The organism is Gordonia asplenii, from assembly GCF_012933505.1.
GTDB lineage: Bacteria > Actinomycetota > Actinomycetes > Mycobacteriales > Mycobacteriaceae > Gordonia > Gordonia asplenii.
Map to the genome: position 1 here is coordinate 68,262 of NZ_JABBNB010000022.1, position 12,084 is coordinate 80,345.

At 67.6% G+C, this 12,084-nt stretch carries 10 protein-coding genes; 5 read left to right on the forward strand and 5 right to left on the reverse strand.

The window, feature by feature from the left end:
* Window positions 1–233: 233 nt before the first annotated feature.
* Both HH308_RS19325 and HH308_RS19330 read right to left on the reverse strand, forming a co-directional pair.
* A complete protein-coding gene (locus tag HH308_RS19325; protein WP_312870722.1) occupies window positions 234–1,205 on the reverse strand; it encodes a carbohydrate kinase family protein in 972 nt (323 codons plus the stop codon).
* A gap of 193 nt (window positions 1,206–1,398) precedes the next feature.
* Window positions 1,399–1,758, reverse strand: a complete 360-nt coding sequence (locus tag HH308_RS19330) for a HesB/IscA family protein (protein WP_170195870.1) — start codon at window positions 1,756–1,758, stop codon at window positions 1,399–1,401.
* A 205-nt stretch (window positions 1,759–1,963) separates the two neighbouring features.
* On the opposite strand from HH308_RS19330, the gene HH308_RS19335 reads away from it, so the two are divergent.
* Genes HH308_RS19335 through HH308_RS19345 form a run of 3 tightly spaced genes read left to right on the forward strand, consistent with a single transcriptional unit; the run spans window position 1,964 to window position 5,110 of the window.
* Complete coding sequence (locus tag HH308_RS19335) at window positions 1,964–2,647, forward strand: DUF3043 domain-containing protein (RefSeq protein ID WP_170195871.1); 684 nt, start codon at window positions 1,964–1,966, stop codon at window positions 2,645–2,647.
* 5 nt (window positions 2,648–2,652) lie between these two features.
* On the forward strand, window positions 2,653–4,368 hold the full coding sequence (cobT, locus tag HH308_RS19340; RefSeq protein ID WP_170195872.1) for a nicotinate-nucleotide--dimethylbenzimidazole phosphoribosyltransferase: 1,716 nt from the start codon (window positions 2,653–2,655) through the stop codon (window positions 4,366–4,368).
* A complete protein-coding gene (locus tag HH308_RS19345; RefSeq protein ID WP_170195908.1) occupies window positions 4,358–5,110 on the forward strand; it encodes an adenosylcobinamide-GDP ribazoletransferase in 753 nt (250 codons plus the stop codon). Before cobT ends, HH308_RS19345 begins: the two co-directional genes overlap by 11 nt.
* 426 nt (window positions 5,111–5,536) lie before the next feature.
* On the opposite strand, the gene HH308_RS19350 is transcribed toward HH308_RS19345, so the two are convergent.
* The 3 genes from HH308_RS19350 to HH308_RS19360 are packed head-to-tail and all read right to left on the reverse strand — an operon-like array spanning window position 5,537 to window position 8,455.
* Window positions 5,537–6,637 (reverse strand): branched-chain amino acid aminotransferase, encoded by a 1,101-nt coding sequence (locus HH308_RS19350; RefSeq protein ID WP_170195873.1) that lies wholly within the window; start codon window positions 6,635–6,637, stop codon window positions 5,537–5,539.
* A gap of 57 nt (window positions 6,638–6,694) precedes the next feature.
* Window positions 6,695–7,807 (reverse strand): glycine cleavage system aminomethyltransferase GcvT, encoded by a 1,113-nt coding sequence (gcvT, locus tag HH308_RS19355; protein ID WP_170195874.1) that lies wholly within the window; start codon window positions 7,805–7,807, stop codon window positions 6,695–6,697.
* A 42-nt stretch (window positions 7,808–7,849) separates the two neighbouring features.
* Window positions 7,850–8,455, reverse strand: a complete 606-nt coding sequence (locus tag HH308_RS19360; protein ID WP_312870723.1) for a CHAP domain-containing protein — start codon at window positions 8,453–8,455, stop codon at window positions 7,850–7,852.
* 79 nt (window positions 8,456–8,534) lie between these two features.
* Here HH308_RS19360 and HH308_RS19365 point away from each other — a divergent pair, with 79 nt between their 5' ends.
* Together HH308_RS19365 and sucB are read left to right on the forward strand one after the other, a co-directional pair.
* The gene (locus tag HH308_RS19365) at window positions 8,535–10,064 is read left to right on the forward strand and encodes a leucyl aminopeptidase (RefSeq protein WP_170195875.1); all 1,530 of its coding nucleotides are present in this window, start codon (window positions 8,535–8,537) and stop codon (window positions 10,062–10,064) included.
* 206 nt (window positions 10,065–10,270) lie between these two features.
* Window positions 10,271–12,082, forward strand: a complete 1,812-nt coding sequence (gene sucB / locus HH308_RS19370) for a 2-oxoglutarate dehydrogenase, E2 component, dihydrolipoamide succinyltransferase (RefSeq protein ID WP_170195876.1) — start codon at window positions 10,271–10,273, stop codon at window positions 12,080–12,082.
* Window positions 12,083–12,084 lie beyond the last annotated feature (2 nt).

Here is a 12,084-nt window from a genome sequence, read left to right on the forward strand (position 1 = left end):
GAGGTGCGGCGACCCGAAAGACCAACCGGGGAACGAGAATTCGAATCGCCGGCCGACGACGCTCGTTGACCGCGCCTAGGTCTCGAGGACAGGAGCGTCGACCGGCTTAGTCGGTCAGCTCACCGGACCCCTCGTTACACCGACGCTCGTTCCTCGCCTCGGCACTCGGGGATCAGGAGACCACGGACACACCAACCGCCTCGGCACTCGGGTTAGGTCATTACGCCGACGGCTCACAGCGCTGCGAAGATCTCCTGCGCCGCCTCGTCGCCGTATGCTGCGGCGATACGCTTCGACGCCGAGTCGCGATCCCACGACCAGTCCTGCGTCGACTCCGTTTCGAGCACCAGCACGGCCACCATCGACCCGAGTTGTGCTGCGCGCTCGAAGCTCAATCCCTTCGACAATGCGGTGAGGAATCCGGCACGGAATCCGTCGCCGACGCCCGTGGGGTCGACTTTCTCGGTTTCCGGTACCACGCCCACCTGGATACGAGCACCCTCGGCGTCGACGATCTCCACACCGGCGCCACCGAGGGTGGTGATGCGTGTCCCGACCATTCCGGCGACCTGCTCGGTCGACAGACCGGTCTTCTCCCGCAGCAGCCCCCACTCGTATTCGTTGGTGAACAGATACTTCGCCCCGTCGATGAGCGCGCGCGCCTGCTCGCCGTCGAGGCGAGCGAGTTGCTGCGACGGATCCGCTGCGAAATCGATTCCGGCGGAACGACATTCGTCAGTGTGCGCAATCATCGCAGCGGGGTCGTCGGCGCCGACGAGGACCAGCTCCGGAGTTCCGACGGTGGCGAACACGGATGCGAGCGAGATATCACGCGCTTCGCTCATCGCGCCGGGATAGAACATCGCCAACTGCGCCATCGCCTCGTCGGTCGCACAGGTGAATCGCGCCGTATGTGCGGTGGTCGACTCATGGACACCGCGGGTGTCGACCCCGTGGTCGTCGAGCCACGCACGGTATTCGCCGAAGTCGGGACCGGCCGCGCCGATCAACACCGGCGAGCCGCCGAGCTCACCCATCGCATAGGCGATGTTTCCACCCACTCCCCCACGTCGGACGACGAGGTCGTCGACGAGGAAGCTCAGCGACAAGTGCTCGAGATGATCCCCGAGCAGCTGCTCGGAGAACTTTCCGGGAAATTTCATCAAATGGTCGGTCGCAATGGACCCACATACCGCAATAGCCACGAGGACCACGCTACCGACCGGTCATCAGGGTGGGTGAGGGCACCCTGGGTAAACCCGGACAGCATTTCGGCCGCGCACGCGGTCTGCGTGCGCGGCCGAAGGACCAGCTGTATTCACGACGACGTAATCGGGCGACGCGTGGACGACCACGACACCACGCCGCTCGACCCGGGAGCGTCAGCGAATTGTCAATTCAGTTGAACGAATCTCCGCAGGCGCAGCTGCCCGTCGCGTTCGGGTTGTCGATGGTGAAGCCCTGCTTCTCGATGGTGTCGACGAAGTCGATGGTCGCGCCCTGAACGTACGGTGCGCTCATGCGATCGACGGCGAGCTTGACGCCGCCGAAGTCACTGGTGACGTCGCCGTCGAGCGAGCGATCATCGAAGAAGAGCTGGTAGCGCAGGCCCGCGCAGCCGCCGGGCTGGACTGCGATGCGCAGGGCGAGGTCGTCGCGGCCTTCTTGATCGAGAAGTGCCTTCGCCTTGGCAGCGGCGGAATCGGTCAGCAACACGCCGGTGTCGGTGGTCGCTCCGGTCTCATTCGAAACGGTCATGGGTGCTCCTCGGTTATTCCCCGATCGCCGCGGCGATCCGGCGTGGCGTCGGCTCGCAGCACGGGCCGACGACGTTGTGTTCTCACGTCTGCACGTACAACCGTACTCCATGGCGCCGTATTCCCCGGTTCTCCTGCATCGGTCCGCGGCCGCGCAGCACGAGGCCACGGTGGGCCGATCCGGTTCATCACCTAGTCTGAAGTACGTGAAGTTGCCATGGCAGAAGGACGCCGACGCGGCGTCGAACTCCTCAGCGGTCTCGCTGGACAAGGAGTCGACCGATTCCGACGATTCGGCCTCGGGGTCGGCTAAGGGATCCGCATACACCGCCGGGAAGGGCCGGCCGACGCCGAAGCGTCGTGATGCGCAGAACAAGCGTCCCGGTCCGGTGTCCCCGCCGCCGACGACCCGCGCGGAGGCTCGGGCGCGCCGCAAGGAGCTCAAGGCGACGCAGACGAAGGAACAGAAGCGCGAGGCCAACGCGGAGCGTCGGGCGCAGCGCCTCCAGCAGCGCGAGCGAATGATGGCGGGCGACGAGAAGTATCTGATGCCGCGCGACAAGGGACCGGTACGGAAGTTCACTCGTGACATCGTCGATTCCCGGCGCAATTTCGCCGGACTGTTCATGCCGTTCGCGATCTTCCTGATCCTGGTGATGTTCATTCCGTCGCTGGCCGGCTATTCGACCGTGGTGATGTTGGTGTTCGTCTTGTTCCTCGCCATCGACGGCGTGATTCTGGGCCGCTTGGTGAACAAGCGCGTGCGCGAGCGGTACCCGGACAGCACCGATACCGGCGTCAAGCTCGGTTGGTACGCGTTGACTCGGTCGATGCAGTTGCGTGCGATGCGTGCACCAAAGCCGCAGGTTTCTGCCGGCGACAAGGTTTAGGCGCGATGCGCTCACTGATCTTAGGCGGTGTGCGCTCGGGCAAATCGGCGCACGGCGAGTCGCTTCTGCGTGGATCGTCGCAGATTCGCTACATCGCAACGGGCCCGGTGCTGTCGTCGGACGCCGACTGGACGGCCCGCGTCGACGCACATCGGGCCCGACGCTCGGCGAAGTACCTGACCGTCGAGTCCATCGACGTCGCCGGGCTGCTGCGAACCGACTCCGCGACCGCGACTCTCGTCGATGACCTCGGCAATTGGCTTGCCGCGGCACTTGATTCGTGTGACGGGTGGACCGGCGATGTGGACCTGTCGCACATCTACGACGAATTGGCTTCCGCGATAGCGGCTTTCGACGGCGATCTGGTGATCATCAGTCCCGAGGTGGGTCTGTCGGTCGTTCCGCCGACGCCCGCCGGACGTCGCTTTCAGGACGAGCTCGGCAGACTCAACACCGCTGTCGCACGGGTGTGTGATCGCGTCGATCTCGTCGTCGCCGGGCGAGTGCTCTCTCTGCCGGCCGATTCGGCTGCGGCCGATTCGGCTGCGGCGGAGCCGGTTTCGGCACCGGCGTCCGTACCGGGCGCAGCACCGATCGTCGCGGCCGCCGCACCGGCCCCCCTACCGGCACCCGACGTCGCGCCGTTGCCCGCGCCGGGAATCGGAGTCCCCGACCCCACCGACGCGGAGAACTTCCCCCGGATCGACGCCCCCGACGTGGACGCCGCCGAGCGGGCTCGGCAGCGTCAACTGACCCTGACCAAGCCGCCGGGCTCCCTGGGTCGGCTCGAGGAGATCGGCAACTGGGTCGCCGCGTGTCAGGGCACCTGTCCGCCGCGACAGTTCTCGCAGCCGCGTGTGGTCGTCTTCGCCGGCGACCACGGCGTCGCGCGGACCGGCGTGTCGGCGTTCCCGCCGGAGGTGACGGCGCAGATGGTCGCCAACATCGCCTCGGGCGGAGCGGCCGTCAACGTACTCGCCCGACGCAGCGGTGCAAGCGTCCAGGTGTTCGACATGTCGGTCGACGCCGACACCTCACCCGACGTCGCGCGATTCAAGGTCCGGCGCAGCAGTGGGAATCTCGCGGTCGAGGACGCTCTCTCCATCGACGAAGCGCGCCGAGCACTCGCGGCGGGGCGGGCCATCGTCGACGAATTGGTCGACGCCGGCGCCGACCTGCTCATCGCGGGCGAGATGGGTATCGGAAACACCACTCCCGCAGCCGTGTTGATCGGTGCGCTGACGGGTAGGGAGCCAGTCGCCGTCGTCGGACGGGGCACCGGGGTCGACGACGCGGCGTGGAATCGCAAGACCGCCGCGATCCGCGACGGTATGTGGCGGGTGCGACGGTTGGTCGACGATCCGTTGGCTCTGCTTGCCGCCGTCGCCGGTGCCGACCTGACCGCGATGGCGGGTTTCCTGGCGCAGGCCGCCGTCCGGCGGACTCCGGTCATCGTCGACGGCGTGGTGGTCACCGCCGCGGCGCTGGTGGCCAATCTATTGGCTCCCGGTGCCGTCGACTGGTGGATCGCCGGACATAAGTCGACGGAGCCGGCGCACGCGTTCGCGCTCGATCTGCTGCGCCTGGAGCCCGTCGTCGAGCTGTCGATGCGCCTCGGCGAGGGCAGCGGAGCGTTGACAGCGTTGCCGATCGTCGCGGCGTCGGTGGACTTGTTGTCGTCGATGGCGACGTTCGACGAAGCCGGTGTCAGTGGCGGTTGACCCGCTGCGCGCGGTGGGGACCGCGTTCTCGTGGTTGACGGTATTTCCGGTGCCGTCGACTCACGAGGCGCCCGACCGTCGCGTCGGCGCGGCGGCGATCACAGCGGTGCCCGTCGTCGGTGCCGCATTGGGCGCCCTGGCAGCGTGCGCGGCACTCGGCCTGTCGTACACCCGCGCACCGACCCTGCTGATCGGACTGCTCGTCGTCGGGCTGCTGGCGCTGCTCACGCGGGGAATGCACGTCGACGGCCTCGCCGACACCGCCGACGGCCTGGGTTGCTACGGATCGCCGGAGCGGGTGCGCGAGGTGATGCGCGGCGGTAGCGCTGGACCGTTCGCCATCGCGACGCTGGTGCTGGTGCTCGGCATCGATGCCGTGTGCGTCGCCACCCTCGCGAACGACAGATGCTGGTACGCAATCGGTTTCGCAGTCATGCTCAGTCGGGTGGCAGCGGTCGTCGCATGCCGATGGACCCTGACGCCCAGCTCACCGGACGGATTCGGCGCACTGGTCGCCGGGTCGCAGCGCTGGTCGATCGTGGTGTGGACGGCAGTAGCCCTGGCCGTCGCCTATCCGGCGGGACTAGCCGCAATGGCGACGGTTCCCGTTGCGGCAGTGGCGATTTGGTGGTTCTCAGCCCATTGCGCGCGCCGAATGGGCGGAATCAACGGCGACGTACTGGGCGCGAGTATCGAACTCACGCTTGCGATTTCGCTGGCAGTGCTGGTATGCGCCGGGTGACACCGACCGCCGAATGCCCGATTAACCCTGCTGGTTGAGCAGGAATTAACGATCCAACCGCTGGTTGAACCGACCTCTCTGCTGGTTGAGCCGACCTCTCCGCTGGTTGAGCCGCGAGGGGCGCTAGCTAGCGACGAGCGTGTCGAAACCATCGCACCACCCCGCTGGTTGAGCCGTGAGGAGCGCTAGCGACGAGCGTGTCGAAACCATCGCGAGACGAATTGCCAACCGCCGCTACGCGATCGGCGCGCAGGCAACGCCGGCCTACGAGGTTTCGACACGGGCCTTCGCTAGCGCTCCGGCCCGGCTCAACCAGCGGAGTGTAAGGCCTTCACTAGCGCTCCGGCCCGGCTCAACCAGCAGAATGGACGGCTCAACCAGCAAGCGACGGTGCCCTACGGCATCAGTCAGCAACCGCCCAGCACGCTAGAACAGCCGGGTCATCCAGCCGTGCGTATCGGCGAACGTCCCGCGCTGGATACCCGTCAAGGTATCGCGCAGCGCTTGCGTCACCGGGCCGGTGGTGCCGTCGCCGACGGTGTAGTCCTCGCTGGCGCCCTTGACCCGACCGACCGGCGTGATCACCGCGGCGGTACCGCACGCGAACACCTCGGTGATGGCTCCATCGGTGACGCCCTTGCGCAGCTCCTCGGTCGTGATACGGCGTTCCTCGACGCCGAATCCCGCGTCAGTTGCCAACTGCAGCAATGAGTCTCGCGTGATACCGGGCAGCAGGGAGCCGGTCAGTTCGGGCGTGACGAGGCGGGCGTCGGAGCCGGACCCGAAGACGAAGAACAGATTCATCCCGCCCATCTCTTCGATGTAGCGCCGCTCTACAGCGTCGAGCCACACGACCTGATCACAACCCTGTTCGGTGGCCTGCGCCTGCGCGAGGAACGCCGCGGCGTAATTGCCGCCACACTTGGCGGCGCCGGTTCCACCGGGAGCGGCGCGCACGTATTCGGTGGACAGCCACACGCTCACCGGCTTGAGACCGCCGGAGAAGTAGGGTCCGGCCGGCGATGCGATGACGGCGTAGCGGTACTCGTTCGACGGCGCGTTGACTCCCAGTCCGGCCTGCGACGCGAACATGAACGGGCGCAGGTACAGCGCGGCCTCTCCCCCGGCCTCGGGCACCCACGCGTTGTCCGCGGCGAGCAGTTCGCGCAGCGACGCCAGGAAGTCGTCGACCGGCAGTGGCGCCATGGCCAACCGCTCGGCGGACCGCTGCAGTCGCAGGCCGTTGGCCTCGGGCCGGAACGCGGCGATGGAACCGTCGGGCTGACGGTAGGCCTTGAGTCCTTCGAAGATCTCCTGCCCGTAGTGCAGCACCATCGCTGATGGATCCAAAGCGATTGGGCCGTAAGGCTTTACCTGCGCGTTGTGCCAACCGCGGTTGCGGTCGAAGTCGACGATCACCATATTGTCGGTGAAGTACTTGCCGAAGCCCGGTGCGGCGAGAATCTCGGCGCGACGCGACTCCGACACCGGGTGGGGATGCTCGGTGCGACTGAACTGCAGGGTCATGGCCACATGGTACCGCCGGGCCGCAACCGGTTTAGCACTGACTCGGCGGCACGTAGGCTACACGTGCGATTCGACGAACGGCGGCAACACGACCTCACATTCGAGTGCGCGCCCCCGCACGTCGACGACCACACGGTCGCCCTTGCGAACGCCCGACGCGGTGTCGAGGAGCGCCAACGCGATACCGGTGGCCAAGGTCGGCGAGAAGGTGCCCGACGTCGTCGCGCCGATGCTCGCTCCCCCCGCCTCGGTCAGCACCGACAGTTCCGCGCGCGGCACTCCGCGGCCCAAGGCGCGCAGGCCGTAGAGCCGCCGAACCGGTCCGGCTTCCTTTTCGGCGAGCAGCGCGTCGCGGCCGAAGAACTCCGGTTTGTCCCAGCCGACCGCCCACGAGCTGCGAGCCTGAACCGGCGTGATCTCCGGGCTCAATTCGTGCCCGTGCAACGCATAGCCCATCTCGGTGCGCAGCGTGTCGCGGGCGCCGAGTCCCGCCGGAAGTCCGCCCGCCGCAATCACTTCCGCGAGCAGAGCGTCGAACACCGCCGCCGTGTCGGCCCAGCGGGGCAGAATCTCATAGCCCTTCTCGCCGGTGTATCCGGTCCGGCACACCCGTACCGGATACCACGCGTCGACGACGCTGAGGTCGGCGTCGGCGAAGGCCATGTACTCCATGTCGGTGGGCAGGCCCAGCGCCGCCAGGACGTCTTGCGCCTTCGGGCCCTGCACGGCCAGCACGCCGTAGTCGCGGTGCAGGTCGGTCACCTCGACACCGTCGGGCGCCACAGCCGACAGCGCCGCAACGACGTCGGCGGTGTTGGCCGCGTTCGGAACGAGGAATACCTCGTCGTCGGAGACGAGGTAGGTGATCAGATCGTCGACGACGCCGCCGGATTCGTTGCAGCACAACGTGTACTGTGCTTTGCCGGGCGCGATCCTACCCAGATCGTTGGTGAGCGTCGAGTTGATCAGCGCTGCCGCGCCGGGACCTTTCACCAGGGCTTTGCCGAGGTGGCTGACGTCGAAGATGCCGACGGATTCGCGTACCGCTTTGTGCTCGGCGACGGTTCCCGAGTACGACACCGGCATATTCCATCCACCGAATTCCGCGAACGTGGCCCCCAGTTCGGCGTGACGAGCAGCGATCGGACCATCCAGCAGTGCGTCAGTCATGCCGCACAGGGTATCGGGTGGCCGAGTGTGACGCGGGTCGGGCTACCTGCTCTCGACCACCCCGTACCCGACGATCCCGGTGACCGTCGCGGCGTCGTAGCTGTTGATGCTGATACTCGTCGGCGGTTCGTTGCCGCCGACGGTGGTGACGGTGTCGCCGTCGACCTTCAGCACGATGTTGGTGTGCTGTCTGAATCGATTGGGTGTCTCGTAGAGCACGACGTCGCCGGTGCGCGGTCGATACGACGGCGCGCGCAACCGCCCCACCGAGCGGTAGTAGTCGGTGAGCGTGGCGACCCCCGGGATCCGCCACGACCCGGAGTTCGGATTGTCCAGCGGCACACCGGCTTCGTGCATGGTCCAACTGACGAAGTCGGCGCACCACGGTTCGGTGGCGCCCTGCGCGTAGTACGTTCCCGACTGTTTGTGGTCGTACTCATGCCGAACGACGTCGACGATGCGTCGGCGGGCCGGTGTCAGGCCCGTCGTGTCGACGTCGGGGAACGCCTCGGTGAGACCGAGCGTCGCCGACACCCTGTCGGTGAGTCCATCGTCGCGGCCGACGAGCCGCCAGCCGACCACCGCGGCCGCCACGACTGCGACGACCACTGCCACGACGATCCACACTCCCCTACGGCCAACGCTCACCCGATCGAGCCTACCGATGCGCCCGGCGGCCGACGCGGGCCGTCAGACACGGCGCAGATGTTGTGGCAGAGTGTTTTCGGTGACCAACACCCTCTCAATCGACCGTGCCCGCGGCCCCGAATTCGACTTGTCCACCTCTTTCGGACGCGACGACGACGTCCTGGTGATCGGCCTCGTGCAGGGCGAGAAGTCGGATGACTCCACCGGCGATCCGACTCTCGTCATCGGTGACGGCATCCTCGACGACGCCGCGGCGTCGGCGATCTCCGATGCGCTGTCGGCGGTCGGCGCGACTGGTTCGCACGGCGAGGTCACCAAGCTGCCCGCCCCGGCGTCGTTGCCGGTGAAAACGGTCATCGCGGTGGGACTCGGCGGCGCCGACGATCTCGACGACGCCGACAAGCTGCGTCAGGCCGCGGGGATCGTGGCGCGCGAACTCGACGGCTTCAAGGCTGTCATCACCACGCTCGCGGCGACCGATCTGTCCGCGATCGCGGAGGGCTTGTTCCTCGGCAGTTACCGGTTCACGAGTTTCCGTTCGGACAAGACGGCCCCTAAGAAGTCGCCGCCGCAGCGCTTCACGCTGCTCGTCGAGCAGAAGCGCAAGGAGGCGAAAGCCGAACTGACACACGCCGTCACGGTCGCCGACGCCGTTGCGATCGCGCGCGACTTCGTCAACACGCCGCCGAGTCATCTCTATCCGGAGGCATTCGCCGACGCCGCAGCCGAGCTGGCCCGCAAGTCGGGTCTGTCGGTGGAGATACTCGACGACACCACCCTTGCGCGGGAGGGCTACGGCGGCATCGTCGGCGTCGGCAAGGGATCGTCGCGCCTGCCCCGCCTGGTTCGGCTGACGCACGCGAAGAAGGACACCAAGTCGGTCGGGCTGGTCGGCAAGGGCATCACCTTCGACACCGGCGGCATCTCCATCAAACCGGCTGCGGGCATGGATCACATGACGTCGGACATGGGCGGCGCAGCGGCGGTCATCGCTACGACAATCCTCGCCGCGCGTCTCGATCTCGACGTCAACGTCACCGCGACCGTGCCGATGGCGGAGAACATGCCGTCGGGCACCGCGCAACGCCCCGGCGATGTGCTGACGCAGTACGGCGGCATCACCGTCGAGGTGCTCAACACCGACGCCGAGGGACGCTTGATCCTGGCGGACGCGATTGTCCGCGCGGGGCAAGACAATCCGGACTACATCATCGATACCGCGACGCTCACCGGCGCGCAGATGGTCGCCTTGGGCACCCGCACACCCGGGGTGATGGGCACCGCTGAGTTCCGCGACCGGATCGCGGCGCTGTCGGCGGAGGTCGGCGAGAACGCCTGGGCCATGCCGCTGCCCGACGAACTGCGCGACGACCTCAAGTCGCGGGTCGCCGACCTCGCCAATGTCACCAACCATCGGTGGGGCGGCATGTTGTCGGCCGCGATCTTCCTGCGCGAGTTCGTCCCCGAGTCCGTTCAGTGGGCGCACGTCGACATCGCCGGACCGGCGTTCAACACCGGCGGCCCCTGGGGTTACACCCCGAAGGGCGGCACCGGGGTGCCGGTTCGGACGCTCATCCGCGTGCTGGAAGACATCGCCGCGAACGGCTGAGCGCCACCCGAAATCGCCCGCGCGAATCCCTACTTTCCAGTAGCTTCACCGTTGTTGGTACACAGCGGGTCGCCGACGCCGATGGCCTGTAGGGTTTAGCGCGGGCACGTGATCCATCCGTCACACGTCCACCAGTCTTGGCGACATCACGGCCGAGGCGACCACAACCGAGCATGTCGAGACCCGAGTTTGAGGAGTCAACAGAAATGGCCTTCTCCGTCCAGATGCCTGCACTGGGTGAAAGCGTCACCGAAGGAACCGTTACCCGGTGGCTGAAGGAGGAGGGGGACACCGTTGAAGTCGACGAGCCATTGCTCGAAGTATCGACCGACAAAGTCGACACCGAGATCCCTTCTCCCGCAGCAGGTGTGCTGACCCGGATCGTCGCCAAGGAAGACGATGTGGTCGAGGTCGGCGGCGAGCTCGCCGTCATCGGTGACGCCGGCGAGTCCGCGCCCGCCGCCCCGGCACCGGCAGCCGAACCCGAGCCGCAGGCCGCTCCCGAGCCCGAGCCCGAGGTGGCCGCCGAGGCGCCCGCACCTGCCGCCGATTCCGCCCCGGCCCCCTCTGCCGCGCCTGCCGCTGCCGCATCGGGCACCGACGTCGTCATGCCCGCACTCGGCGAGTCCGTCACCGAGGGCACCGTCACCAACTGGCTCAAGAGCGTCGGCGACACCGTCGCACTCGACGAACCGCTGCTCGAGGTCTCCACCGACAAGGTCGACACCGAAATCCCCTCGCCCGCCGAAGGCGTGCTGCTGGAGATCACCGCCAACACCGACGACGTCGTCGAGGTCGGCGGCAAGCTCGGCGTCATCGGCGCTCCGGGCGCCGCACCCGCGCCTGCCGCACCGGCTCCGACGCCTGCCCCGGAACCCGAGCCCACGCCGGAGCCCGAGCCCACCCCCGCACCTGCACCCACCCCGGCACCTGCTCCGGCCGCCGCCACACCACCTGCTGCGCCGGCACCAGCGCCTGCGCCGGCCGCGCCCGCTCCGGCCCCGACACCGGCTCCCGCCGCGTCCACCCCGGCCGTCGAAGCACCGCTGGAGTCCACTCCGTACGTGACGCCGCTGGTCCGCAAGCTGGCCACCGAGAACAACGTCGACCTGAATGCCGTCAAGGGCACCGGTGTCGGCGGCCGCATCCGCAAACAGGATGTGCTCGCCGCCGCTGCCGCAAACGCCGCTCCGCCGGCTGCACCCGCACCGGCGGCCGCGCCCGCCGCGCCCGCCGCGGCCGCCCCCGCAGCACCTGCGGCGGGCGGCTCGGAGATCAAGCCCGAGCTCGCGGCACTGCGCGGTACCACCCAGAAGATCAACCGCATCCGTCAGATCACGGCGTCGAAGACCCGCGAGTCGCTGCAGACGAGCGCGCAGCTCACGCAGGTGTTCGAAGTGGATCTCACCAAGATCGTCGCTCTGCGCGCACGGGCGAAGGCTTCGTTCAAGGCCAACGAGGGCGTCAACCTCACCTATCTGCCGTTCATCGCGAAAGCCGTCATCGAAGCGCTGAAGGTTCACCCGAACATCAACGCCAGCATCAACGAGGCGGCCAAGGAGATCACCTACCACGGTTCGGTCAACCTCGGCATCGCCGTCGACACCGAGCAGGGACTGCTGTCACCGGTCATCCACAACGCCGACGACCTGTCGATCGCCGGTCTGGCCCGCGCCATCGCCGACATCGCCAACCGGGCCCGCACCAACGGCCTCAAGCCGAACGAGATCTCCGGCGGTACGTTCACCATCACCAACATCGGCAGCCAGGGCGCCCTGTTCGACACCCCGATCCTGGTGCCGCCGCAGGCCGCGATGCTGGGTACCGGCGCCATCGTCAAGCGCCCGGTGGTCATCTCAGGCCCCGACGGCACCGAGTCGATCGCGGTGCGGTCGATGTCGTACCTGCCGCTCACCTACGATCACCGTCTGGTCGACGGTGCCGACGCCGGGCGATTCCTGACCACCGTCAAGAAGCGCCTGGAGGCAGCGGAGTTCGCTGCCGACCTCGGGCTGTAATT

Excerpts from the sequence above, each read along its gene's own strand:
- sucB (WP_170195876.1), top strand. The coding sequence starts at position 10,271 with ATGGCCTTCTCCGTCCAGATGCCTGCACTGGGTGAAAGCGTCACCGAA.
- HH308_RS19330 (WP_170195870.1), bottom strand. The coding sequence starts at position 1,758 with ATGACCGTTTCGAATGAGACCGGAGCGACCACCGACACCGGCGTGTTG.
- cobT (WP_170195872.1), top strand. The coding sequence starts at position 2,653 with ATGCGCTCACTGATCTTAGGCGGTGTGCGCTCGGGCAAATCGGCGCAC.
- HH308_RS19350 (WP_170195873.1), bottom strand. The coding sequence starts at position 6,637 with ATGACCCTGCAGTTCAGTCGCACCGAGCATCCCCACCCGGTGTCGGAG.
- gcvT (WP_170195874.1), bottom strand. The coding sequence starts at position 7,807 with ATGACTGACGCACTGCTGGATGGTCCGATCGCTGCTCGTCACGCCGAA.